This window comes from Sanguibacter antarcticus, from assembly GCF_002564005.1.
Classification (GTDB): domain Bacteria; phylum Actinomycetota; class Actinomycetes; order Actinomycetales; family Cellulomonadaceae; genus Sanguibacter; species Sanguibacter antarcticus.
On record NZ_PDJG01000001.1, the window covers coordinates 3,270,515 to 3,294,441 of the forward strand.

26 protein-coding genes and 4 tRNA genes are annotated in these 23,927 nt (G+C 69.3%); 19 read left to right on the top strand and 11 right to left on the bottom strand.

What is annotated here, in order from left to right:
* The first annotated feature begins 5 nt into the window (after positions 1-5).
* The 3 genes from ATL42_RS14925 (at position 6) to purM (ending at position 3,150) form a co-directional block, all read left to right on the top strand.
* Positions 6-353: a hypothetical protein gene (locus ATL42_RS14925; protein ID WP_098456038.1), complete on the top strand. Its 348-nt coding sequence runs from the start codon at positions 6-8 to the stop codon at positions 351-353.
* 101 nt (positions 354-454) lie between these two features.
* A complete protein-coding gene (gene purF, locus ATL42_RS14930; protein ID WP_098456039.1) occupies positions 455-2,002 on the top strand; it encodes an amidophosphoribosyltransferase in 1,548 nt (515 codons plus the stop codon).
* Between the two features lie 44 nt (positions 2,003-2,046).
* Positions 2,047-3,150 (top strand): phosphoribosylformylglycinamidine cyclo-ligase, encoded by a 1,104-nt coding sequence (gene purM, locus ATL42_RS14935; protein WP_098456040.1) that lies wholly within the window; start codon positions 2,047-2,049, stop codon positions 3,148-3,150.
* A 217-nt stretch (positions 3,151-3,367) separates the two neighbouring features.
* Here the strand turns inward: purM and ATL42_RS14940 are convergent, their stop codons facing one another.
* The gene (locus tag ATL42_RS14940; RefSeq protein ID WP_098456041.1) at positions 3,368-3,574 is read right to left on the bottom strand and encodes a DUF3073 domain-containing protein; all 207 of its coding nucleotides are present in this window, start codon (positions 3,572-3,574) and stop codon (positions 3,368-3,370) included.
* Positions 3,575-3,921: 347 nt separating this feature from the next.
* On the opposite strand from ATL42_RS14940, the gene ATL42_RS14945 reads away from it, so the two are divergent.
* Positions 3,922-4,149 carry a BldC family transcriptional regulator gene (locus ATL42_RS14945; protein WP_098456042.1) on the top strand — a complete coding sequence of 76 codons (228 nt, stop codon included), beginning with the start codon at positions 3,922-3,924 and terminating at the stop codon, positions 4,147-4,149.
* A gap of 74 nt (positions 4,150-4,223) precedes the next feature.
* Here the strand turns inward: ATL42_RS14945 and ATL42_RS14950 are convergent, their stop codons facing one another.
* From ATL42_RS14950 to ATL42_RS14970, 5 genes are all read right to left on the bottom strand, one after another.
* Positions 4,224-4,505, bottom strand: coding sequence for a DUF3618 domain-containing protein (locus tag ATL42_RS14950; protein ID WP_098456043.1), 282 nt, complete (start codon positions 4,503-4,505; stop codon positions 4,224-4,226).
* Entirely contained in the window at positions 4,502-4,924 is a 423-nt protein-coding gene (locus ATL42_RS14955) for a phage holin family protein (RefSeq protein WP_098456044.1), read from the bottom strand. The genes ATL42_RS14950 and ATL42_RS14955 overlap by 4 nt, the downstream gene beginning before the upstream one ends.
* Before the next feature lie 311 nt (positions 4,925-5,235).
* Positions 5,236-5,311: transfer RNA gene (locus ATL42_RS14960), tRNA-Phe, on the bottom strand.
* A 47-nt stretch (positions 5,312-5,358) separates the two neighbouring features.
* A tRNA-Asp gene (locus tag ATL42_RS14965) sits at positions 5,359-5,432 on the bottom strand.
* 114 nt (positions 5,433-5,546) lie between these two features.
* A tRNA-Glu gene (locus tag ATL42_RS14970) sits at positions 5,547-5,619 on the bottom strand.
* A gap of 133 nt (positions 5,620-5,752) precedes the next feature.
* Between ATL42_RS14970 and ATL42_RS14975 the strand changes: the two genes are divergently transcribed.
* The 3 genes from ATL42_RS14975 to ATL42_RS14985 all read left to right on the top strand — a co-directional run bounded on the left by ATL42_RS14975 (position 5,753) and on the right by ATL42_RS14985 (position 8,372).
* Positions 5,753-6,106: a metallopeptidase family protein gene (locus ATL42_RS14975; RefSeq protein WP_098456045.1), complete on the top strand. Its 354-nt coding sequence runs from the start codon at positions 5,753-5,755 to the stop codon at positions 6,104-6,106.
* 74 nt (positions 6,107-6,180) lie between these two features.
* Positions 6,181-7,164 (top strand): UDP-glucose 4-epimerase GalE, encoded by a 984-nt coding sequence (gene galE, locus ATL42_RS14980; protein WP_098456046.1) that lies wholly within the window; start codon positions 6,181-6,183, stop codon positions 7,162-7,164.
* Positions 7,165-7,205: 41 nt separating this feature from the next.
* Complete coding sequence (locus tag ATL42_RS14985) at positions 7,206-8,372, top strand: hypothetical protein (protein ID WP_098456047.1); 1,167 nt, start codon at positions 7,206-7,208, stop codon at positions 8,370-8,372.
* A gap of 59 nt (positions 8,373-8,431) precedes the next feature.
* On the opposite strand, the gene ATL42_RS14990 is transcribed toward ATL42_RS14985, so the two are convergent.
* Both ATL42_RS14990 and ATL42_RS14995 read right to left on the bottom strand, forming a co-directional pair.
* Positions 8,432-8,611, bottom strand: coding sequence for a hypothetical protein (locus ATL42_RS14990; RefSeq protein ID WP_098456048.1), 180 nt, complete (start codon positions 8,609-8,611; stop codon positions 8,432-8,434).
* 76 nt (positions 8,612-8,687) lie between these two features.
* A complete protein-coding gene (locus tag ATL42_RS14995) occupies positions 8,688-9,380 on the bottom strand; it encodes a hypothetical protein (protein ID WP_143556786.1) in 693 nt (230 codons plus the stop codon).
* A gap of 266 nt (positions 9,381-9,646) precedes the next feature.
* On the opposite strand from ATL42_RS14995, the gene ATL42_RS15000 reads away from it, so the two are divergent.
* From ATL42_RS15000 to ATL42_RS15010, 3 genes are all read left to right on the top strand, one after another.
* Entirely contained in the window at positions 9,647-10,222 is a 576-nt protein-coding gene (locus tag ATL42_RS15000; protein WP_098456050.1) for a TerD family protein, read from the top strand.
* Between the two features lie 113 nt (positions 10,223-10,335).
* A complete protein-coding gene (locus tag ATL42_RS15005; RefSeq protein WP_098456051.1) occupies positions 10,336-11,472 on the top strand; it encodes a DUF475 domain-containing protein in 1,137 nt (378 codons plus the stop codon).
* A 68-nt stretch (positions 11,473-11,540) separates the two neighbouring features.
* The gene (locus tag ATL42_RS15010; protein ID WP_098456052.1) at positions 11,541-12,116 is read left to right on the top strand and encodes a TerD family protein; all 576 of its coding nucleotides are present in this window, start codon (positions 11,541-11,543) and stop codon (positions 12,114-12,116) included.
* Between the two features lie 99 nt (positions 12,117-12,215).
* Here the strand turns inward: ATL42_RS15010 and ATL42_RS15015 are convergent, their stop codons facing one another.
* Positions 12,216-13,628: a TerD family protein gene (locus tag ATL42_RS15015; protein WP_211281837.1), complete on the bottom strand. Its 1,413-nt coding sequence runs from the start codon at positions 13,626-13,628 to the stop codon at positions 12,216-12,218.
* Positions 13,629-13,811: 183 nt separating this feature from the next.
* On the opposite strand from ATL42_RS15015, the gene ATL42_RS15020 reads away from it, so the two are divergent.
* From ATL42_RS15020 to ATL42_RS15050, 8 genes are all read left to right on the top strand, one after another.
* Entirely contained in the window at positions 13,812-14,969 is a 1,158-nt protein-coding gene (locus tag ATL42_RS15020; RefSeq protein WP_098456053.1) for an HpcH/HpaI aldolase/citrate lyase family protein, read from the top strand.
* The gene (locus ATL42_RS16290) at positions 14,966-16,438 is read left to right on the top strand and encodes a phosphoribosyltransferase family protein (protein WP_169925448.1); all 1,473 of its coding nucleotides are present in this window, start codon (positions 14,966-14,968) and stop codon (positions 16,436-16,438) included. The genes ATL42_RS15020 and ATL42_RS16290 overlap by 4 nt, the downstream gene beginning before the upstream one ends.
* Positions 16,439-16,449: 11 nt before the next feature.
* On the top strand, positions 16,450-17,685 hold the full coding sequence (locus ATL42_RS16295) for a cysteine protease StiP family protein (RefSeq protein WP_143556788.1): 1,236 nt from the start codon (positions 16,450-16,452) through the stop codon (positions 17,683-17,685).
* Positions 17,682-18,572, top strand: coding sequence for an HAD family hydrolase (locus ATL42_RS15030; RefSeq protein ID WP_098456054.1), 891 nt, complete (start codon positions 17,682-17,684; stop codon positions 18,570-18,572). The genes ATL42_RS16295 and ATL42_RS15030 overlap by 4 nt, the downstream gene beginning before the upstream one ends.
* Positions 18,573-18,631: 59 nt before the next feature.
* Positions 18,632-19,699, top strand: coding sequence for a GGDEF domain-containing protein (locus ATL42_RS15035; RefSeq protein WP_143556789.1), 1,068 nt, complete (start codon positions 18,632-18,634; stop codon positions 19,697-19,699).
* Positions 19,700-19,741: 42 nt separating this feature from the next.
* On the top strand, positions 19,742-21,235 hold the full coding sequence (locus ATL42_RS15040) for a mechanosensitive ion channel family protein (RefSeq protein ID WP_098456056.1): 1,494 nt from the start codon (positions 19,742-19,744) through the stop codon (positions 21,233-21,235).
* Between the two features lie 48 nt (positions 21,236-21,283).
* A complete protein-coding gene (locus tag ATL42_RS15045) occupies positions 21,284-22,021 on the top strand; it encodes a potassium channel family protein (RefSeq protein ID WP_098456057.1) in 738 nt (245 codons plus the stop codon).
* Between the two features lie 68 nt (positions 22,022-22,089).
* Complete coding sequence (locus ATL42_RS15050) at positions 22,090-22,296, top strand: hypothetical protein (protein ID WP_098456058.1); 207 nt, start codon at positions 22,090-22,092, stop codon at positions 22,294-22,296.
* A 50-nt stretch (positions 22,297-22,346) separates the two neighbouring features.
* Here the strand turns inward: ATL42_RS15050 and ATL42_RS15055 are convergent.
* Positions 22,347-22,419, bottom strand: a tRNA-Lys gene (locus ATL42_RS15055).
* A 337-nt stretch (positions 22,420-22,756) separates the two neighbouring features.
* On the opposite strand from ATL42_RS15055, the gene ATL42_RS15060 reads away from it, so the two are divergent.
* Entirely contained in the window at positions 22,757-23,029 is a 273-nt protein-coding gene (locus tag ATL42_RS15060; protein ID WP_245862800.1) for a Fe-S cluster assembly protein HesB, read from the top strand.
* Between the two features lie 92 nt (positions 23,030-23,121).
* Here ATL42_RS15060 and ATL42_RS15065 read toward each other — a convergent pair whose 3' ends face one another.
* Complete coding sequence (locus tag ATL42_RS15065; protein ID WP_098456060.1) at positions 23,122-23,892, bottom strand: M50 family metallopeptidase; 771 nt, start codon at positions 23,890-23,892, stop codon at positions 23,122-23,124.
* Between the last annotated feature and the right edge of the window lie 35 nt (positions 23,893-23,927).

The following is a 23,927-nucleotide window of genomic DNA, read 5'->3' on the forward strand; positions in this document are numbered from 1 at the left end:
CGCTCGTGACCATCCCTGAGCCCGACGTCCCAGCGAGCGGCACCGACTCCGTCGCCCCCGCCCCGACCGACGCCCGACCCGCGGACGTCGCAGATCTCGCGGCGCTCGAGTCCAGCGCTCGGCCGGCACGCCTGCGCCGTGCTCCGCGGTACGGGGCATTCTTCTGGACGGGCGCCCTCGTCGGGATCGTCGTGGGCATCGCCCTCGGGGTGTGGGTCTCCGACCCCGGCATGATCAACCGGTGGATCTACGTGCTCGTCGTCGTCCTGAGCACCACGCTCGTCACGACGCTCGTCGCCGGGCTGCTGGCGATCCTCGCGGACCGTCGCTCCACCGGTCGCTCCACCCGCTGATCCTGGCCCCGGCGGCCTGCGCCGCGGGCCGGTGCGTCGCGCGACGTCCGTCCTCCGGATCCCCGCGCGAGCCCCCGGACGCCCTGTGCCACACTTGAGGGGTGGCCCCCCGTGGAGATGGACTTCTCAATCACGACCTCATGGCCGGTGAAAAGGGACCGCAAGACGCCTGTGGCGTCTTCGGTGTCTGGGCACCTGGCGAAGAGGTCGCAAAACTCGCATACTTCGGTCTGTACGCGCTGCAGCACCGAGGTCAAGAATCGGCAGGTATCGCCACCAGCAACGGTGAGCAGATCCTCGTCTACAAGGACATGGGACTCGTCTCCCAGGTCTTCAACGAGACCGCGCTCAACGCCCTCACCGGGCACATCGCGGTCGGGCACTGCCGGTACTCGACGACCGGTGGCGTGACCTGGGAGAACGCTCAGCCGACGCTCGGTGCGACCTCGTCCGGCACCATCGCGCTCGGGCACAACGGCAACCTCGTGAACTCCGCCGAGCTCGTCGACCTCGTCGCCGAGCGGTACGGCGCACAGCGTCGCGGTGAGCTGGCCCGTGGCAACACGACCGACACCGCGCTCGTCACCGCGCTCCTTGCCGGCGACCCGGACCACACGCTCGAGCAGACCGCGATGGAGGTCCTCCCGAAGCTGCGAGGAGCCTTCAGCCTCGTCTTCATGGACGAGCGCACGCTCTACGCCGCACGCGACCCGCAAGGAGTCCGCCCGCTCGTCCTCGGCCGTCTCGACCGCGGCTGGGTCGTCGCGAGCGAGACGCCCGCCCTCGACATCGTCGGTGCGAGCTTCGTCCGTGAGATCGAGCCGGGCGAGCTCGTCGCCATCGATGCCGACGGTCTGCGGTCGCAGAAGTTCGCCGAGCCGAAGCGTGCCGGCTGCGTGTTCGAGTACGTGTATCTCGCGCGCCCCGACACCTCGATCAACGGACGGTCCGTCCACTCCGCACGCCTGGAGATGGGACGCCAGCTCGCCCGCGAGCACCCGGTCGAGGCCGACCTCGTCATCCCGGTCCCGGAGTCAGGCACACCGGCGGCGGTCGGCTTCGCTCAGGAGTCCGGCATCCCGTTCGGCCAGGGGCTCACGAAGAACGCGTACGTCGGTCGGACGTTCATCCAGCCGTCGGACACCTTGCGCCAGCTCGGTATCCGGCTCAAGCTCAACCCGCTCCGCGAGGTCATCAAGGGCAAGCGGCTCGTCGTCGTCGACGACTCGATCGTGCGCGGCAACACGCAGCGCGCGCTCATCCGCATGCTGCGCGAGGCAGGCGCCGCAGAGATCCACGTCCGCATCAGCTCGCCGCCCGTCCGGTGGCCCTGCTACTACGGGATCGACTTCGCGTCGCGCGCCGAGCTCATCGCGAACGGCCTCGGCCCGGACGAGGTCGGCAAGTCGCTCGGAGCAGACTCCCTCGGCTACATCTCCGAGGAGGGCATGATCGCCGCGACGGAGCAGCCAGCGTCTCAGCTGTGCAGCGCCTGCTTCACCGGCGCGTACCCGATCGACCTGCCGGATGCCGACCAGCTCGGCAAGCACCTCCTCGAGCAGGCCGAGCTGCCCCTCGGCGCACCGGAGGACGGACTCACGTCGCTCACGGTGGCGGCCGGCGGCTCGACGGCGCTCGCCCAGCCCTGACCGCACGCCCACCTGCTCGATCTCTCAACCTGGAGTGAACTCACGTGTCTGATGGCCTCACCTACGCCGCCGCTGGAGTGGACACCGCAGCGGGCGACCGTGCCGTCGAGCTCATGAAGACGGCGGTCGCGCGGACGCACGGCCCCAACGTCCTCGGGGGCGTCGGCGGGTTCGCCGGGCTGTTCGACGTGAGCATGCTCAAGGCCTACGAGCGCCCGTTGCTCGCCTCGTCCACCGACGGCGTCGGTACCAAGGTCGCGATCGCCCAGGCGCTCGACATCCACGACACCATCGGGTTCGACCTCGTCGGCATGGTCGTCGACGACATCGTCGTGTGCGGTGCGCAGCCGCTCGTCATGACGGACTACATCGCCACCGGGAAGGTCGTGCCCGAGCGGATCGCGGACATCGTCCGGGGGATCGCTGCAGCGTGCGAGGTCGCAGGGACCGCTCTCGTCGGCGGCGAGACCGCAGAGCACCCTGGCCTTCTTGCGCCGGGCGAGTACGACGTGGCAGGTGCCGCCGTCGGTGTCGTCGAGGCGTCTGCGCTCCTCGGCCCCGACAAGGTGGTCGACGGCGACGTCGTCATCGCGCTGGGATCTTCTGGCCTGCACTCGAACGGGTACTCGCTCGTGCGGGCGGTCGTCGCGCGCGCCGGCTGGGCCCTCGACCGAGACGTGCCGGAGTTCTCGCGCACGCTCGGCGAAGAGCTCCTCGAGCCGACGCGCGTCTATGCGAGCGACTGCCTCGCTCTCGCGCGCGACGAGTCGGCTCAGGTGCACGCCTTCTCGCACGTCACCGGTGGTGGGCTGGCCGCGAACCTCGCACGGGTCCTGCCCGTCGGCCTCAGCGCGACCGTCGATCGTGGCAGCTGGGCCGTCCCGGCCGTCTTCGACGTGGTCAGGGGGCTCGGCGGGGTGCCGTGGAGCGACCTGGAGAACACGCTCAACCTGGGCGTCGGCATGGTGGCTGTCGTCGGTGCGGCCGGTGCGGACGCGGCTCTCGCGCGTCTCGCCGCGCTCGGCCTGCCCGCCTGGGTGCTCGGCACGGTGGCGGTGGACGACGGTGCCCAGGGCGCCGGGATCGTCCGTGGCTCGAAGGGCGTCGACGGGGGAGCAGTCTGCCTCGTCGGCGAGTACCGGGTCTGATCCTGGAGCGTGCGGGGCGCGGTCCGGGTGCCGTGCGGGCGCTGAGAAGCGAGCCGTCCCGCGCACGCTGAAGACTCTTGACCCTTCAGACCAGCTTGCCCTCAGACCTGCTCAGGCTCAGAGGTGCTCGGCCTGACACGACTCAGCGCACCAGACCGGTGGTCGGGTGCGCTGAGTCGTCAGAGAGGTGTCTCAAGAGAGCGTCGGCGAGGACTCGTCAACGCTCGTCGGGCCGGTCCGCATAGCGGTCCCAGTCATCCGTGTCGTCGGATCTGCTCGCAACGTGGCGAGTGTCCGTCACTACATCGGTTTGGCTATGACCAGTGAGCTCTTGCTCGAGAGCCTTGTAGTTCGTGTCAGGACTCCAGTACTTCAGATCCCGAGCGACCTTGGTCTGCTTTGCCTTTTGACGGCCGCGGCCCATGGCTCCGACCCCCCTCAACGTAGAAGCGGGGCGGCAACGTTCTCAGACGCGCGGCCCCGGGGTAAGTTTCGTCTGTTCGTGGGTCAACGGTACATGCTCCGCGCGGCCTAGGACTACTCAGACGGTGCAAGGACTGGTCATCTACGCCCCTTGCGGGGGTGATCTACGTCTCCTGGGCAGAGTCTGGGTGTCCCCTGAGTGAAACATGTGCCGTTTTCACCCGCTTTTCACCCCGGTTTTGGCTGTGTACGAATCGCCCGTACTGGGATAATGGATGAAAGCGCAACGATCTGATCGCACAGTTCCGACCCCCCCGGAACCAGGCAGTTGCCAGAAAGAGGTACATCATGACAGTCAACCGTGGAGAGCCCGAAGTCCTGCTGACCCCCGCAGAGGTGGCCAGCCTGTTCCGCGTGGACCCGAAGACGGTCACCCGCTGGGCCAAGGCCGGGAAGCTCTCCTCCATCCGTACGCTCGGTGGACACCGCCGTTACCGCGAGGTCGAGGTCAAGGGCCTCCTCGCGAACTCCGGTGTCGTCGTCGAGGACGAGCTGAGCGCGCGCCGAGGCGCGTGACCCTCCCGCACGACGCACCACCCCACGACAGAAGGGGCCGACCCGAACGGGTCGGCCCCTTCTGTCGTTCATGACTAGCGGCGCTTGACGATGACCAGGGCGACGATGACGACCACGCCCGCCACCGCCCCCAGGAGGACCTTGGCGTTGCGTGCACGGCTCGCGGGGCCGACGGGGAGCCCGTTGCCCGTGAGGAACGCTCCTGCGTCGTTCGCGGCCTGCTTGGTGGTCGACCTGGCCTCGGCGGCGAGGGCCTTGGGGCTCAGTCGAGCGGCGAGCTCGTCGACGGTCGCTGCGAGCTGTGCTCGTGCGACGGTGATCTCGGCCTCGAGCTCTGAACGGTCGGTCGTGCTCATGAGGAGATCCCCTCCTTGACTGCGGCGATGTCACGCTGGACGCTCTTCACCGCGTGGGTGGGCTGCGGAGGCAGGCCGCGCGCCAGCAGCTTCTTGCCGACGAGCGCGAGCGTCGCCGCAAGGATCATGAGGACCAGGCCCACGATGAGCGCCGCGAGCCACATCGGGACGACGTTCGCCAACCCTTCCATCGCGGAGTGCAGCAGGAACCCGAGCCCGTAGAGGGCCAAGAGGCCCGCGCCGACGAACAGTCCGATGCCGATGCCGGCGTTCTTCGCCTTCTCGGTCATCTCTGCCTTGGCCGACGCGATCTCGGCCTTGATCAGCCGCGTGGCAGAGTCCGTCATCTGGCTGATGAGCGTGCCGATCGACGGCCCGCCCTTCTGGCCGTCAGGGAGCCCTTCGTTCCGGTCGGTCATCCTCATCACACCTTTCCATGGTCGTTGCACACGTCGTCAGATGTGATCCACGTGCAGTGTGCTCGACGGTCCGCGTGATGCGTCCGCCGGCACGGCGTCGATGGTGCGCTGCCCCGTGCCGCACCGTAGGGCTGTTCCTTGTGGTCCCGCGCACGCGGGGCCGGTCCCTGGGGACCACTCAACCGTCAGGAGGCCCAGGTGGCAATCGGAGAGCCCTGTGGTGTGCACTCCGCACCGTCCGTCGGGGGAGCACAAGAGCCCTGTTCGGCTGACCGAACAGGGCTCTTGTGTGGTGAATCATGTGGTGCTGGTGGTGGCTCCGACCGGCGTCGATCCGGTGACCTTTCGATTTTCAGTCGAACGCTCTACCAACTGAGCTACAGAGCCTTGCGACGAACGCCCGGCCAGATTCTGACCGGGCATCCGTTGACAAGCGACCCCGACGGGACTTGAACCCGCGACCTCCGCCGTGACAGGGCGGCGCGCTAACCAACTGCGCTACGGGGCCTTGAGTCACACTGTGACCAAGGATCAAACATTTTCTTCACGATTCAGTCCTTGCGGCGAACCTGGAAGAGCGTACCCCACTTTGTTCGACACCCAGACATCGTCCGGCTGCCCGTACCCCCAACGGGATTCGAACCCGTGCTACCGCCGTGAAAGGGCGGCGTCCTAGGCCGCTAAACGATGGGGGCCCGGTCTAGGACGGATCGAGCTGTCAAAGACCTCGCACATCATATGGTCTGGGCCGCGGAGTTGGCAAAACTCCAGGTCACGCGCCCGTGTGGTGATGCACGAGCAGGGGTGCCGGTAGAGGAGGATGGGCTCATGGTGGACATGTCTCGCGAGGACTTCGAGGACGCGGTGGGCGACGCGCTCGACCGTGTGCCGCCAGAGCTCGCAGCGACGATGGACAACGTCGTGATCCTCGTCGAGGACGACGCACCGGAGGACGACCCGGAGCTCCTCGGCCTCTACGAGGGCGTCCCGCTCACCGAACGTGACGGCGGATGGGCGGCGGGCGCGCTCCCGGACCGCATCACCATCTTCCGCAACCCGACGCTCGCGATCTGCGAGACGACCGACGAGGTGGTCGACGAGGTCGCCGTCACCGTGATCCACGAGATCGCCCACCACTTCGGGATCGACGACGACCGGCTGCACGAGCTCGGCTGGGCCTAGGCCCCTCTCGTCTGGCAGGCCCGCGTGTCGCCCGGCAGCCCGCCCGATCGGTGCGATCCGAGTAGCCTCGGGTCATGACGATTCTTGTGACAGGTGGAGCTGGGTACATCGGTGCGCACGTGGTGCGGTTGCTGCAGCAGCGGGGGGACACGGTCGTCGTCGTCGACGATCTGAGCACGGGAGCAGCGGGCCGGATCGGCGACGCCACGCTCATCGAGCTGGACGTCGCGGGCGAGGGAGCGCAGGCACGGATCGCGGAAGCGCTCCGCGAGCACCAGGTCGACGCGGTGATCCACTTCGCGGCACGCAAGCAGGTGGGCGAGTCGGTCGCACGGCCCGTGTACTACTACCAGCAGAACGTCACCGGGCTCGCGAACGTCGTCGGAGCGATGGAGGACGCGGGCGTCGACCGCCTCGTCTTCTCGTCGTCGGCGGCCACGTACGGCATGCCGCCCGTCTCGGTCGTCGACGAGAAGCTCCATGCCGAGCCGATCAACCCGTACGGCGAGACCAAGCTCATCGGCGAGTGGCTCGGACGCGCAGCCGCCCACGCGTGGGGCCTGAAGTTCGTCGCCCTGCGCTACTTCAACGTCGCGGGCTCGGGATGGGACGACCTCGGTGACCCCGCCGTGCTCAACCTCGTCCCGATGGTCCTCGACCGCATCGAGCGCGGCGACGCACCGAAGATCTTCGGAGACGACTACCCGACCGCCGACGGCACGTGCATCCGCGACTACATCCACGTCCTCGATCTCGCGAAGGCGCACATCGCTGCGCTCGAGTACCTCGTCGGCACCGAGCGCCCGTTCGACGTGTTCAACGTCGGCACCGGGACCGGCTCGTCGGTCAAGGAGGTCCTCGACGGGCTGGCCCGTGTGAGCGGGCTGACGGTCGTGCCCGAGATCGAGGCACGCCGTGCCGGCGACCCGCCCCAGCTCGTCGGGTCCCCCGAGCGGATCAACACCGTCTTCGGATGGCACGCGGAGGCAGGCCTCGACGAGATCCTCCAGTCTGCCTGGGACGCCTGGCAGGCCGGGCCGCGCCGCATCGACGTCTGAGCCGTGCGGACGGCCTGCCCGTCGGAGCGAGCGCCGAGCCGGTGAGCGACGACCGCTCGCGCGGGCGCCTCCGCCACGGTGCGTCGGGTGCGAGCATCGTGGTCCCTCCCGGCTGGCAGGTCGTCGACGACGTCGGTGCCGTCGCCTGCGAGGGGCCTGTCGCGCGCGCCGACGTCACCGGGCGTGCCGTCGCAGCGCGGTTGAGCATCGAGACTGTCGAGCGCCACGGCCTGGTGGCGCACCGCTCGCTCGATGCCGTGGTCCGCGACCTGGTCGCCGACGCGCGCGCCGACGACCCGCACGCGTGGCTCCTCGACTGCGTCCCGTGGGCCTCACGGAATGCGGAGGGGGCGGTCGACGGGATCCGGGTAGACGTCGCGCACCACGACGTGTCGACCCCGCTCGTGGTGTCGACGGTCCTCGTCTCGCTCGGGTCTGGCCTGCTCCGGGTGACCGCGTCCGTCCCGGTCGCGCACCAACAGGCGCTCGGCGCGGACGTGGACGCCGCCCTCGGCTCCTTGACCGCACCCGCGCAGCCTGTGCCAGGCTCCGGGACGGTCGAGCCGCAGCCACCAGACACGGCGTCGCCGCGGGCGACGGCTCGTGCCATGGCTGAGCTCCCGCTCGCCTACGTGCTGCCACGCACGTGGATCGCGGCCGACGTGCTCGACGTGTTCATCACCGGCTCCTACAAGATCGCGGCGCGCTGGCGACCTGAGCCGCTGGCGGCCGGTCTCGTCGACGAGCGCGGGGTGGCGACGCCGCTCGGTGGGTACGTCCGCCGGGCCGTCTCGCGCCCCGACGCCCGCGCAGCGTTGACCGTCTGGCCCGTCGAGACGGTGCAGCACGTCGGCCCGCGGGGTGGCTCTGGGGCGCTCGCGGTGATGACGATCGACAGGCTCGACGGGTGGGCCGTCGTGCGGGCGACCCTGCCGCCGCTGCAGAGCGTGATGTACGGGTCGGCCGAGCACGGCCACGGTCACGTCAGCCTCGAGGTCGTCGATTTCGCTGCGGCACCGGCGCGGGCTGCAGCGTGGCTGGGGACCGGGCCGGGGCGTGCTGCTCGGCTCCCCGAGGGGACGCTCGCGGTGCTCGGGACGGCCCGCTCCGGGGCGCCGGGAGCCCGTGCGGAGCACGCGGGCTCGATCGTCTCCGCGCTCCCAGGGCCGCGCGACGTGTGGGCTCGGCTGCTCGACGCCGTGGGCTGACCGCCCCGTGGGGTCGCCCGGTCGGCGCAGCGTGTCGCTACCGGGCCTGGTCGTGAGCGCTACCGCATGAAGCGGTTCACCGCCCAGCAGGCAAGGACGCCCACCGTGAAGCCCGCGAGGATGAAGAGCCTCTCGGCCCGCGCGAGCGAGAGAGCGAGGCCCGCGGCGGTAGACACGACGAGCAGCGTCCCCCCGAGGAACCAGTTGGCCTGCTGACGTCGTACGTCGTCGTCGTTCACCCACCCAGGGTGCGCCCGGCGCGCCTGCGGGTCAAAGCGAGACTCCGCAGGAGCACCAGGCGCGAGACACGACGGCTCAGCTCGTGCGGTCCAGCGTGAAGGCCGAGAGGCCACCGGTGTTCGTGATGATGTAGTGGTTCCCGGAGACATCGCCGGCCATGGCTTCTCCGGTCGGTCCGGGCTCGAGCGTCTCACCGTCTACGGTGGCGGCCCCGAAGCCGCCGGAGAAGCTCACGTGGGCCCCGGCGTCGGCAGGAAGGTGCACGGCGAACTCCGAGAGGCCGCCGGACTGGGTGATCGCGACCTCGGACTCGGGCTCGGGGAGCGTGAGGTCGAACGTGGCGACACCAGTCTGCAGGTCGATCGAGGCGACGCGGGCGTCCGAGAGGTCAGCCGTGAGCGTGTTGGCACCGCCGCTGAGGTCGAGGTCCCACAGGATGTCGGGGTCGAGGTAGACGGTCACCTCGCTGTCGGTGGCGCTGTCACCGAAGGAGAAGTCGAGGTCGTACCGGCCCGGGCCCAGCTCGGTCGGGGCAGTCTCGAGCCCGTCTGTGGGGGACTCGACGCGGAAGAGCTCGCCCTCGGTGTCACCGGTCAGGATCGTGAGCGCGTAGGCACCACCGGTGATCTCCAGCGAGGCTTCCGTGAGGTCGCCTGCTGCAGCGACACCGGGGTCCGGCTCGTCGGCTGAGCAGGACGTGAGTGCCAGTGCGGCGGCGAACGTGACGACGGTGAGGCGCAGGTGCGCTGGGCGCGGGTGAGTCAGCATGGCGACGACCGTACGGGCAGAGCGGGTGAAGTCCAAGTCCCTAATCGATTCACCCCGTGCCTGCCTGCAGGCATGCCCGAGGGGGAGCCGCGCACGTCGAGCATCTCCCAGGCTCCCGGAGCCTGGGGAGACCTCCCCATGATCTGCCGACCTTCTCCCCCTTCCCGCAGGGGTCTGGCGCGTTATAGTCGGGCCGTTGCCTCATCGCAGCAGACCATCGAAACCGGCGGGAGCGCGAGCTCTCGTCCTGAGCCTATGGAGTACTCGTGGGAGTCAGTCTGACCAAGGGCGGAAACGTCTCGCTCACCAAAGAGGCGCCGGGCCTGACCGCCGTCACCGTCGGCCTCGGGTGGGACATCCGTTCCACGACCGGAGCCGACTTCGACCTCGACGCCAGCGCGATCCTCGCCGGCGCCGACGGACGCGTCCTCTCGGACGGTCACTTCGTCTTCTTCAACAACCTCACCAGCGCCGACGGTTCCGTCCAGCACACGGGTGACAACACGACCGGCGAGGGCGACGGCGACGACGAGCAGATCACCGTCAACCTCGCGGCTGTCCCGGCCGAGGTCGACAAGATCGTCTTCCCCGTCTCGATCTACGACGCGGCCACGCGCCAGCAGAGCTTCGGCCAGGTCCGCAACGCGTTCATCCGCGTCATCAACCAGGCCGGCGGCGCAGAGCTCGCGCGCTACGACCTCAGCGAGGACGCCTCGACCGAGACCGCCATGGTCTTCGGCGAGCTCTACCGCAACGGCGCAGACTGGAAGTTCCGCGCTGTGGGTCAGGGCTATGCAGAGGGTCTCACCGGTATCGCTCGCGACTTCGGCGTGAACGTCTGATCAGTCTCACATCGTCATCGGCGGCCCGGGGGAAGAACGATCACCCCTGGGCCGTCGTGCTGCACCTCTGTTCCGCTCTCCGCCGGCTCAGCATCACCTAGACAAGGAACCGCATGTTTCTCCGCACGTTCGGCTGGTCGCTCGGCGTCACCGCCGTCGCACTGATCACCGCTTTCCTCTATGGCGGATGGACTGCGTTCGTCCTGTGCCTGATCCTCGGGGTCCTCGAGGTCTCGCTCTCCTTCGACAACGCCGTGGTCAACGCCAAGATCCTCGAGAAGATGTCTGCGTACTGGCAGAAGATCTTCCTCACGGTCGGCATCCTCATCGCTGTCTTCGGCATGCGGCTCGTGTTCCCGCTCGTGATCGTCAGCATCACGGCGGACCTCGGCCCGATCGAGGCGCTCCAGCTCGCGATGGAGAAGGGCGACCCTGACGTCCCCGGCACGTACGGCTACGCGCTCACCGCAGCGCACCCGCAGATCGCGGCATTCGGTGGGCTGTTCCTGCTCATGCTGTTCCTCGACTTCATCTTCGAGACGCGTGAGATCAGCTGGCTCTCGTGGATCGAGCGACCGCTCGCCCGCGTGGGCAAGCTCGACAACCTCTCCGTCGTCGTCGCCGGCGTGATGCTCCTGCTCGCTGCCGAGCTGCTCGCAGACGACCCGCACATCGTGCTGCTCTCCGGCGTGCTCGGCATGCTCACCTATATCGCGGTCAACGGGCTGGGCAGCCTCTTCAGCGTGCCCAGCGACGATGACGAGAGCGTCACCGACGGCGTCGCGGCGAAGGCGGGCTCCAGCGGACCGACCGAGCTGGCCAAGGCCACCGGTAAGGCCGGCTTCTTCCTCTTCCTCTACCTCGAGGTCCTCGACGCATCCTTCTCGTTCGACGGAGTGATCGGGGCGTTCGCGATCACGCCGGACCCCGTGATCATCGCGCTCGGCCTCGGCTTCATCGGCGCGATGTTCGTCCGGTCCATCACCGTCTTCCTCGTGAAGAAGGGCACCCTCGCGGAGTACGTCTTCCTCGAGCACGGCGCCCACTGGGCGATCGGTGCGCTGGCCGCGATCCTCCTCGTCTCGATCAGGGTGCACATCGACGAGATCATCACCGGTCTCGTCGGCGTGGTCTTCATCGGCGCGTCGTTCTTGTCGTCGCTGCGCTACCGCAAGCTCCACGGGCTCGACGAGCAGGGAGAGCGCGACGACGCTCTTCCCGCAGGTACGACGGAGACCGTCGAGGTCTGACGCTCGCAGCGCCCCACCATGCACCACCGTGACGCCCGGGCACCGGGCGACGTCGAAAGGACCACCGCATGTCAGTGAACCTGTCCAAGGGTCAGAAGCTCTCTCTCACGAAGTCCAGCGGACCGACGCTCACCCGTGTCCGCATGGGTCTGGGCTGGGACGCGATGAAGAAGAAGGGCTTCTTCGGCAAGAAGGAGCAGGAGATCGACCTCGACGCGTCGGGGCTCCTGTTCGACGCGACCAACGCCCTCGTCGACGTCGTGTGGTTCAACCAGCTGGCGAGCCATGACGGATCGGTGCTGCACACCGGCGACAACCGGACGGGCGCGGGCGACGGCGACGACGAGTCGATCATCGTCGACCTCACCCGGGTCCCGGCAGCGGTGACGACCCTCGTCTTCACGGTGAACTCGTTCACCGGTCAGGACTTCACGCAGATCGAGAGCGCGTTCTGCCGTCTCGTCGACGAGTCGGACAACAGCGAGATCGCTCGCTACGACCTCTCGGGCTCCGGGACGCACAACGCTCAGATCATGGCGAAGGTGACCCGCGAAGGCTCGGGGTGGGCGATGACCGCCATCGGTGCAGCCGCGACGGGCAGGACGTTCGAGCAGCTCCTGCCTGCGGTGCTCCCGCACCTGTAGGCATCGCCGCTCTGCGGTCCGCACGGCCGCACCAAGCGCGACGGCCCGGGCACGAAGGTGACAACCTTCGTGCCCGGGCCGTCGTGCGTCCGGGAGCGGTCAGTAGCCGCCGCTGGACACGAACTGCGCGGAGGAGCCGACCATCGCCTTGACGGTCTTTCCGTCGTGGAACTCGCCGAGCCCCTCCATCTCCCACACGTCGGCGGAGCCGCGACGCAGCACGCACATGAACACTCCGGTGCTCGCCTTCGACTCGGTGAGGTCGAAGCGGACGAGCTCGGCCCCCGTGGTGCTGTCGAGCAGGCGGCAGTACGCGTTCTTCACCTCGGTGAACTTGTGGCCCGCGAACGAGTTGATGGTGAAGACCACGGCAGCGACCGTCTTCGGCATGGCCGAGAGGTCCACCTGGATGACCTCGTCGTCGCCGTCTCCCTGGCCGGTGAGGTTGTCGCCCATGTGGCGGATCGCGCCACCACAGGCCTTCTTGCTCATGAACCAGGCCTTGTCGACATCCTTGCCGTTCGCGCCGAGGGCGATGGCCGACGCGTCGAGGTCGATGTTGCGACCGCCCTGCGCAGGGTCCCACCCGAGGCCGAGCTGCACCCGCGACAGGGCAGGGGCGCCCGTCTTGGCGAGGCTGACCCGCTGACGCTTCTGGAGGCTCACCCGGCCCTTGTCGAGGTTGACCGGCGTGCCGGCGCCTGCCGGGACAGCAGGCGGGCCCGAGGGCGGCGGGGCATAGCCGGGGATCGGGGCCGCGGTCCCGTAGGCCGGGGCAGGCGGAGCCGGAGGCGTGAGCGGGGCGCCGTAGACGGGCGCGGACGGCGGCAGCGAGGGTGGCGGCGTGGCACGGACGTACGACGGCGCAGGAGCAGCAGGAGCAGCAGGAACTGCCGGTGGGGTAGCGCGTGCGGGTCGGACGTAGGACGTCGGGGTGCTCGCGGCGCTGGCGACAGGGGCGGGCGGTGGCGGCGGCGCGGGTGCGTCGTCCACAGTGATGCCGAAGTCGGTCGCGAGGCCGGCGAGCCCGGAGGCGTAGCCCTGGCCCACGGCCCGGAACTTCCACTGCCCTGCCCGGCGGTACAGCTCGCCGGAGAGAAACGCGGTCTCGGTCGTGGCGTCGGTGACGTCGTAGCGGGCGAGCACCTGGTTCGAGGCGAGGTCGGTGAGGACGACGTGCAGCCCGCGCACGGCCCCGAAGGTGCCGCCGTCGGCAGATGCCCCGAGGACGATCCGCTCGATACCGGGCTCCACCCGGGAGAGATCCACCTCGAGCGAGTCGCGCACGCCGCCGGCCGAGGGCTGCTTGGGCAGCTTGCGGACGGCTCCCGAGGCATGGTTCGGTTGGTTGAAGAACACGAAGTCATCGTCGGAGCGGACCGTGCCGTCGGGAGTCAGCAGCAGCGCTGAAGCATCGACGTCCGGGGTCCCTGCGCTGGTGTCCCACACGAGGTCTGCTCGGATATGTGTCGCGGTCAGAGGGATGTTCGAGCCCTTGGTCATCTGCGTCATGGACCCATAGTTCCAGAGCCGTCGCGCCCGGCCGTCTCGACCGGCGTGGCGGGGACAACTACCCATCCGTGCAGTGCACCAAACGGGCACCGTGTCCGTTATCTTGAACTGCGCCCCGACGGAGTGAGCGCCAGGAAGTCTCGTCCCCCACGAGAGTCCTCTTCTGCAGGGAGCCCCGGAAAGATGCGTCATTTCGACTATCTGAGCGACGCCGAGATCGATCGGCTGTTCTTCCGTGCGCCTGAGCACTTCACGGTCGACAGCGATCCGCGTGTGCTCGCGATGGCGCTCGGTGCAACCTTGTACAGCCCCGCGACCCGGCCGAACCTCGCGCAGGACATCGCCAAGCGCGCCGCGCACGGAGTCATCTCGTTCGTCGTCTGCCTCGAGGACTCGATCGCCGACCACGAGGTGCCGTTCGCCGAGCGCAACGCCGTCGCCCAGCTGCGCGCGTACGCCAAGTCCGGCGCCAACGGCCCGCTCGTCTTCGTCCGCGTGCGTAACGCCGGCCAGATCGCCTTCATCACCGAAGGCCTCGGAGAGCACCTGCGCGTGCTCTCCGGCTTCGTCATCCCGAAGTTCCTCGAGGAGACCGCGGTCGAGTACCTCGAGGCGATCGAGGCAGCGAGCGTCCTCGCTGGTCGGCGCCTCTACGCGATGCCCGTGCTCGAGTCGCCGGAGCTCGCGTTCCGCGAGACCCGGACGGGCGCGCTCCAGGGGATCCAGACGGTGCTCCAGAAGTATCGGGAGTCGATCCTCGCGGTCCGGATCGGCGCGACCGACCTCTCCTCCGCGTACGGGCTCCGGCGCACCCGCGAGCTGACGATCTACCACGTCCACGTCATCGCCGAGGTGATCTCGGACATCGTCAACGTCCTCGGACGAGCAGACGAGTCAGGCTTCGTCATCACCGGACCGGTGTGGGAGTACTTCGCCCAGCACGAGCGCATCTTCAAGCCGCAGCTGCGCGAGACGCCCTTCGCGGAGCACGACGAGCGCCCGCTGCGCCTGCGCATGATCGACGCCGACCTCGACGGGCTCATCCGCGAGATCGTCCTCGACCAGGCGAACGGTCTGACCGGCAAGACTGTCATCCACCCGTCGCACGTGACCGCGGTGCACGCGCTGTCTGTCGTGTCCCACGAGGAGTACGTCGACGCGTGCGACATCCTCGAGGCCGAGCGCGGCGGTGCCAAGGCGTCGGGGTACCGGAACAAGATGAACGAGAGCAAGCCGCACCGCGCATGGGCCGAGCAGCTGGTCCGCCGCGCGAAGGTCTTCGGTGTGGCCCGCGAGGAGACGAGCTACGTCGACGTGCTCAGCGCGAGCGACATCGCGTGAGCCCCGCGACACTCGGCACACCGTCTCCCTGGACCGGCACGTGGGTGACCGACAGGCTCGGCGTGAGCGTGCGGACCACCGCCTCGACCATCGGGATCGAGCTCGACGAGCTTGTCGGTCTCGCGATCCGGCGCAACCCCCGTCGCGCGCACCTGCTCGTCTCGACCGTGCTCGGCAAGCACGTGCCGACCGATCCACGGATTGTCTACGGCGCAGGGCTGCTCCTCGGGTTCCTCGTGTCGGACGCGCTCGCAGACGTCCGGTGCGTCGGGACGAGCGCCCGCGCAGCCGGGGTCGCCGACTCCTTGCGTGCGGCGCTGGCAGCCGTCGACGGGGTCGCCCCCGCAGCCTTCCTCGACGCTGTCGGGTCCCTCCGGGCGTCCGCGGACGTGACCGGGCCGTCGACGGTCGTCGTCGGGTACGCCGAGACCGCGACGGCTCTGGGCCACTGCGTCGCCGCTGCGCTCGACGTCCCTTCCCTGCACTCCACGCGCCGTGCTGTCGACGGGGTCGCCCCGGCCGCTGGGTTCGCCGAGGAGCACTCCCACGCGACGGAGCACCTCCTCCTCCCGCAGGACCCGCACTTTCTCGACGACGCCGACACGCTCGTGCTCGTGGACGACGAGATCTCGACAGGCAGGACCGTGCTCAACACCGTCCGGGCCCTCCACGAGGCGCACCCGCGCAGCAGGTACGTCGTCGCCGCGCTCATCGACCTGCGCTCCGACGCCGACCGTGCGCTGTTCGCCGACCTCGCGGTCGAGCTCGGGACGCAGATCGACGTCGTGGCGCTCGCATCGGGGACGATCGCGCTGCCGGACGACGTCCTCGTGCGGGCGGAGCGCGTGCTCACCGAGGTCCCGGTCCTGGTTCCCGCTGCGGCAGGCTCTGAAGCCACGCAGACGCCTGCTGCCGACGACCAGGCCTCGCGTCCCGTGCGGCGTGCCGCCGGGTGGGGAGACGGCGTGCGTGACGGTGCCAGGCACGGTTTCAGCCCGTCCGACGAGGGGCCGCTCGCGGCCGCAGCCGACCGGGTGGCGCTCGACATCGTGCCTGCGCTCCGCGGCGACAACGTCCTCGTGCTCGGCTTCGAAGAGCTCATGTACGCACCGCTGCAGGTCGGGCTCGCGCTCACCGAGCGGCTGCGTCCGGCTGGTGGCGGCGTCGCGAGCGTCCGCTACTCGACGACCACGCGGTCGCCCGTCCTCGCGGTCGACGACCCGGGGTACGCGATCCGGACGACGCTCACGTTCCCGGCCCACGACGCCCCGAGCGACGGTCCAGGGCTGCGTCACGCGCACAACGTCGCGGCCGGGATTGAGGGTTCGCGGCGTTTCACCGATATCGTCGTGGTCATCGACGCGCCCGCCGACACGGCGGAGCTGTCCATGCCCGGCGGCCTTCTCGACCGCGTCGCCGGTGGGTGCGACCAGGTTCACCTGGTCGTCGTCCCCTCGCACATCCCCTAGGAGCCCCCACTGTGACCGTCGACACCGGCACGCTCACCGACCCTGCCCAGGACGACGGGCCCGGCGTCGCCGCAGCCTCTCCTGCGGTCCCGCTCCACGGGCCGACCTTCGGGTCGTACGCGGCCCACGAGGTCGCCTGGTTGCTCAGCGACCTGTCTGACGTCGAGCTCGAGGCCCCGACCGAGGAGCGCGAGGAGGCCATCCAGTCGGGTGGCGCGCACTACGCCGAGTCGCTGCCGGTCGAGTACCAGCCGACCGCGGAGTATCAAGATCTCTTCCACACCGCGCTGCGAGAGTCCGCAGAGCGGCTGGCGCACGCCGTCGGCGTCGTGACCGACCTCGTCGTCGCGGAGCGGGGCGAGCGGGTCGTGCTCGTGTCGCTCGCCCGTGCCGGGACGCCGATCGGCATCCTCATGAAGCGCTGGGCGAGCTACGCCCACGGGCTGAACCTCTCGCACTACGCGGCGAGCATCGTCCGCGGCCGGGGGATCGACCAGGTCGCGCTGCAGTACCTCGCCGAGCACCACGACCCGGCAGACATCGTGTTCGTCGACGGCTGGACCGGCAAGGGTGCGATCGCGCGCGAGCTCACGGTCGCCGTCGAGCAGGCGAACGAGGCGCTGGGACTGGCCGGCCGGACGTCCCGCTTCAACCCGGACCTCGCGGTGCTGGCCGACCCGGGCCACTGCGTGCGTCTCTTCGGCACGCGGGACGACTACCTCATCCCCTCGGCGTGCCTCAACTCGACCGTCTCGGGCCTCGTCTCACGGACGGTCCTCAACGACGACCTCATCAAGCCAGGCATGTTCCACGGGGCGAAGTTCTACGCGGACCTCGCCCCGACCGACGTGTCGGCAGAGTTCCTCGACGTCGTGAGCATGACGTTCTCGCACGTCGCGGACAGCGTGCGCGAGGCGGTCGCCGAGCGCACAGGCCAGCCGGATCCTGAGGTGACGTGGGCCGGGTGGCAGGCCGTGGAGAAGATCAGCACGGAGTACGGGCTCGGTGACGTCAACCTCGTCAAGCCGGGTGTCGGCGAGACGTCTCGCGTGCTGCTGCGCCGCGTCCCGTGGAAGATCCTCGTCCGCACCGACGCCGCCGCCGAACTGGGGCACGTGCGCCTGCTCGCCGAGCAGCGCGGGGTCGAGATCGTCGAGGTCGACGACCTGCCGTACAGCTGCGTCGGACTCATCCACCCTCGGTTCACGCGCGGGGCGACCGGCGCAGACGGGACGGCCGCACGATGAGCGTGACGCCCGGAGACCATCCCGACCGCACCGTCGGCGAGTCCGTCAGTGACCTTCCGGTCATCGCCGCGAGCGACCTGGACCGGACGCTCATCTACTCGGGCAAGGCTGCGCGCCTGGGCCTGGAGCCCGATGCCGACCCGACCGAGCTGCTCCGGAACCTCTCGTGCGTCGAGATCTACGAGAGCAAGCCGCTGTCCCACGTGACGCAGGCAGCACACCGCAGCATCGAGTCCCTGGCCAGGCTGGGCGTCCTCGTCCCGGCGACGACGCGCACGCGCGCACAGTACAAGCGCATCACGCTGCCGGGGCCGCCGGCGCACTTCGCCGTGACGGCGAACGGCGGGTTCATCCTCGTCGACGGCCACGCGGACAAGACGTGGTCGAAGCAGGTCGCCGGGGTGCTCGCGGCCAGCTCCCACCCGTACTCCGAGGTCGAGGGGTACATGGAGTCCGTGTTCAAGCCGGAGTGGACCCGCAAGCTGCGCGGCGCCGAGGGCCTGTTCTGCTACGCCGTGGTGCACCGCAGCGACGTCCCGGACGGGTTCGTGGACGAGGTCACCGGGTGGGCCGAGGCCCGCGGCTGGCGTGCGTCGCTCCAGGGCCGCAAGTTCTATCTCGTCCCGGACGAGCTGCGCAAGGGCTCGGCGGTGGCCGAGGTCGCACGCCGGGTCGGTGCAGAGACGATCCTCGCTGCGGGCGACTCCCTCTTGGACGCGGAGATGCTCGAGTCTGCGACGCACGCGATCCGACCGTCGCACGGTGAGCTGCACGACGTCGGGTGGTCGACGCCAGGCCTCGTGATCACCGAGTCTGCCGGCGCAGCGGGTGGCGAGGAGATCGCGGCGTGGCTCCTAGCGACGGCCACCGAGCACCTGGTCGCCTAGCGGGGCCCAGCACGTTGACGAACGTTCAGGATCGTGTGACGCACGACGACAGAGGGCACGTGAACTTCCTCTCGGACGACATCGACATCGATGTGGCCCAAGCACCGGTCGAGCGGCAGCTCATGCGGCTCGCCTCGATCGGCATGCTCGCGGTCGGCGGGCTCACGTGCCTCATCGGTGTGTGGACCACACAGGCGACGGCTGCGTCGCAGGTCGCGCAAGCAGCGATCGCGCTCGGCTTCCTCGTGCCTGCGCTCGCTCTCGTGCTCGTGAAGCATCCTCGGTGCCTGCTCGTCGAAGGTGGGGCGCTCTGGAGCATCCTCTTGCTCAGCCTCCTGACGGCGCTCTCCGACCCGTTGGGCACGGCACCGTTCTTCTTCGTCTGGCCCGTCATCGTCACGGCCTACTTCTTCCGACCGCGTGAGCTCGCGCTCACGTACGGGTGGATGCTGCTCGGGCTCGCGGTGGGCCTCGGGTTCAACGAGAGCTGTGACCTCAAGGTCGACATGTTCATCGGGACTGCGGCGACGGTCGGGATGCTCGCGGGACTCGTCTCGATGATGACCCATCAGCAGAGACGATTGCGGCGCGCGCTGGCTGAAGCAGCAGAGACCGACCCGCTCACCGGGCTCCTCAACCGCCGTGCCTTCAACCCACGCCTCGACGTCCTCGTCGAGGAGGCCGGCACGAACAGCTCCGGGCTCTCTGTCGTCATGGTCGATCTTGATCGCTTCAAGGACGTCAACGACCAGCACGGCCACCTGGTCGGCGACCGTGCTCTGTCGACAGTTGCCGAGCTGCTGCAGTCCCTCACACGCTCTGGCGACCTCGTCTCTCGATTCGGCGGCGAGGAGTTCGCGGTCGCTCTTCCCGGAGCCGATGCGCGGGCTGCGGTCGCCTTCACGTCGCGGCTGGCGCGCTCTCTGGCGCAGACTCCTGTCGTCGAGGGGCTCGTGCTCGCGGCGAGCGCCGGGATCGCGACGATGAGCCCCGCGCGGGAGTCGAGCCACGTGCTGCTCCAGCGTGCGGACGCTGCGCTGTATGCCGCGAAGGACGGCGGCCGGGGCCGCGCGGCGGTGTGGGGGCCGGAGATCGTCGTGTGTGCGCCGTTCAAAGAGCCTGGCTGATGCGGTGTGCGTGCGTCCAGGTTCACTGCCTAACCTGGGGGCATGCCTGATGCAGAGAACCTCCCGACGACCAACCTGGGGCTGACGCTCCTCGCGATCGTGGGGGCGGCTGTCGTCGCCTTCGTGCTCGGTTCGGTGATCTCGGCGATCGTGCGCCGCACGGGTCGAGGCAACCATTTCATCGCGGACCTCTCTCGCCGGATCAAGCGTCCGCTGCGGGCAGTCCTCGTGGTCGTGGCGGTCTGGATCGCGCTCGGTGTGATCACGGACTCTGAGCTGGGCTGGTGGGGGGTGGCGCAGCACCTGCTGCTCATCGCGCTGATCATCGTGTGCGCCTGGTTCGTCGGCGCGCTCGCCTTCGTCATCGAGGACAGCGCTCTCAAGAGGTTCCGTACCGACATCCCGGACAACCGTCATGCGCGCCGCATCAGGACGCAGATCACGGTCATCCGGCGGCTGACGGTCGCGATCATCGTCATGTGCGCGATCGCGGGCGTGCTGCTCACCTTCCCGTCGGCGCAGGCTGCGGGCACGAGCATCTTCGCGTCGGCGGGCGTCATCTCGCTCGTCGCGGGCCTCGCGGCCCAGTCGTCGTTGGGCAACGTGTTCGCTGGCCTGCAGATCGCGTTCACGGACGCGATCCGGGTCGACGACGTGGTGGTCCTCGAAGGCGAGTGGGGCCGGATCGAGGAGATCACCATGACGTACGTCGTGGTGCACCTGTGGGACGACCGCCGCCTGATCATCCCGTGCATGTACTTCACGAGCACCGTCTTCCAGAACTGGACGCGGCGCGCGGCGGACCTGCTGGGCACGGTCGAGATCGACCTCGACTGGGAGGTGCCGATGCGCCCGATGCGTGCCGAGCTCCAGCGGCTCCTCGAGGCGACGACGCTGTGGGACAAGCGGGTCGGCATCCTCCAGGTGACGGACGCGGTGGGTGGTTTCGTCCGGGTACGTGCTCTGGCGAGCGCGGTCGACGCCGGGACGCTCTTCGACCTCCGGTGCTACATCCGTGAGGGGCTCGTGGACTGGTTGCAGGCCCAGGCGCCGCAGGGCCTGCCGCGGACCCGTCTCGCGCAGTCTGAGGAGGGTGCAGCGCTCGTCGAGGCGGTTCTCGGTGCCGCGGCCGGTAACGGCACCGGAGCCTCACGGTCGAAGGGCCAGGGCAAGGCGACGTCTGCGGGGAAGGGCGGTGCCAAGGTGACGGACGAGCCGCACCTGCCGAAGCGGGTCCCGGTGCGTGTCGCGCGTCCGGGCGTCCGGATGCACCTCTCGGAGCCTGCACGCGGTCTGTACCCGAGCGAGAGCCCCGTGGTCGACGAGCGTGAGGCGGAGGAGACCGTCGTGCTGCCCGCCACCGAGGGTGGTCTCTTCACCGGGAGCCGTGCCGCGATGGAGCGGTCGAAGGCGTTCTCGGGTCCGGGGAAGGACGTCATCGACGAGCGTGAGCGCACTGCCGTGATGCAGAAGGTCACGGACGAGGACGAGGAGAGCTCGCCGATGCGGCCTGCCGAGAGCTCGGACGAGGGCTGATCCGGTGGCTGACGAGGTGGCGCGGCGTCTGCCTGGCACGATGATGGCATGAACGGACTCCAGCAGTGGGAAGCGCAGAGCGAGCGAACCTTGACCGTCGCGGCGCTCGCCTTTCTCGGTGCGCTGGCGGTCCCGATCATCTGGCCTGCGGTGGGGGAGCCGTGGGTCGGCGTGCTGGCGGCGGTCGTGGTCCTCACGTGGCTCATGTTCGGTGTCGACTATGTGATCCGGCTGTGGCTCAGCGAGGATCGCCGCGGCTTCTTCCTCCACAACCTGGTGGACCTTGCGGTCTTGCTCTTGCCGATGCTGCAGCCACTGCGTCTGCTGCGGCTCGTCACGCTCTTGTCGGTGCTCAACAGGACGGGCTCGAGCCGGCTGCGCGGCCGGGTGGTCACGTACGCGGTCGGCGGGACGGGGCTCTTGACCTTCTGCGGTGCGCTGGCGATCACGGATGCTGAGCGAGGTGTCGACGGCGCGACCGTCACGGGGTTCGGCAGCGGCCTGTGGTGGGCGATCACGACCCTCACGACCGTCGGGTACGGCGACACGTACCCGGTGACGGTCACGGGCCGCCTGGTCGCTGCGGTGCTCATGGTCGCGGGCATCGCGCTCCTCGGTATCGTCACCGCGACCCTCGCGTCCTGGCTCGTCGAGCGTGTCTCCGAGTCGGCGGGCGCCGAGCAGGCGGCCACGCGCAGCCAGGTCGACGCGCTGGCCGCAGAAGTGCGGGGCCTGCGCCGGGAGCTGGCCGCACGGGACGGCAGGACCGACGACAGCGGCACCTGACAGGCCACCGTGACGTCGCGGGGAGCGGCTGCCCGTGCCGATGCTGGTGTGCGTGGGACCCTGGAGGCATGACTGACCTCCCGTCGTGCCGGCAGTGCCGGACAGCCGAGCACCTCGAGTACTCCAACTACGTCCCTGCCACGACACGGACCATCACCAGGGGTCGCGTGACCAAGCACGTGCCGCAGCCGCCCGAGGTCGACTGGGTCTGCACAGAGTGCGGGCTGCACGACGGCCGGGCCGTCCCGACCGACTGGCGGCCGACGGGCGCGTAGGGCTGGCCGGCGGCGCGACGGGCGTGAGCCGCGGCGGTGTCGTGCGACGGTGGGCCCCGTGGGGCTCGAACCCACGACCCGCGGATTAAAAGTCCGATGCTCTGCCAACTGAGCTAGGGGCCCTTGAGGCAGCGTCCGGTGGTCCGGTGGCGTTGCCTCGACAAGCGAACAGGGTACGCGGTCTGGGCCCGAGACGAAGACTCGGACCATCAGAGGCGCATCGTGTGCACGATCTTCACAACCCGTTGCATGGCCCGGAAACCCGCGGCAGCCGCGGCGAGATGCGGGCGATCTGGCTCCACAGTCGGGTCAAATCGGGCATCAGGGGTTGCGGTGGGCGCTGATCGTTGTTTCGGTAGAGGGGACCGAATGACTCCCGCACAGGGCTTCAGACGGCGGGCTGGTCCCGCTGCAGGAGCCTGGGAGTGCCCGGCTTCGAGAGGACATCGTCTTGCTTTCTGTGACTGACAACGCCCGACTTGCTGTTCAGGACCTCGCCGACCAGGCGAATCTCCCCTCCGATGGTGGGCTGCGCATCGCGGCCGCCGGTGACGCACCAGGCGACTTCGACCTGGCGCTGGTCGCCGAGCCGACGCCCACCGACGAGGTCATCGACCTCGGTACCACCCACGTCTTCGTCGCGGAGGCCACCGCACCGGTCCTCGCCACCCTCAGCCTCGACGCTGAAGCCACCGGCGAGGCGACGGCGTTCAGCCTCACCCCGCAGGCCTGACACCAGCTCTTTCGACGACGCCCCGGTCACCGTGCTCACGCACGGTGACCGGGGCGTCGTCGTACCCGCACCTGGTGGACGGGCGGGGGACGTCAGAACTTCGGGAGGTCCCCGAACTTCGGGAGGTCCGAGACGGACCAGGCGCCGATCCACCACGACCCGAGGACGAGCGCGCCGAGCGTGACGAGGAGGAACACCCCGACCCAGAAGAGGCCGGGAAAGATGGTGAGCTTTGCGAGGATGTCCGCGTCGGAGGTCTTGGCCTGCCCGGAACGACGAGAGCGCTGCAGCTCGAGCACCGGTCGTGGTGCACCGATGAGCAGGAACCACGTGACGAGGTACGCCGTCGCGGTCTGCCACTCCGTCGGGGCGTACCAGGAGACGAGCACGAGCACGACGCCGCTCACGAGGATCGACAGCAGCCCGAACCAGTTGCGGATCTGCACGAGCATGAGCGCGAGCAGCACGATGAGCAGCCACAGCAGGCCGACGGCATACCCCTGGCGCAGCAGGAAGGCCGCACCGAGCCCGACGAGGCCGGGGCCCACGTAGCCGGCCAGTGCGGTGAGGATCATCCCGAAGCCGCGCGGCTTGCCGTACGAGACAGTGAGGCCAGACGTGTCCGAGTGCAGGCGGATGCCGGAGAGCTTGCGCCCCGTGCACAGCGCGACGAACGCGTGCGCGCCCTCGTGGGCGATCGTCACGACGTGCCGGGACAGGCGCCACGACGGCCCGAACGTGATGAGCACGAGGGCGGCTGCCGCTGTCGCCCACACGACCCACTGCTCTGGCGGGGGGAGCGGTTCGGACGTGCGGGACCAGATCTCGGTGAAGAACTCGGTGATGGGCTGCACGTGTGTCATTCGACCACATCGACGGTCCGAAGCGGTGCAGGCAT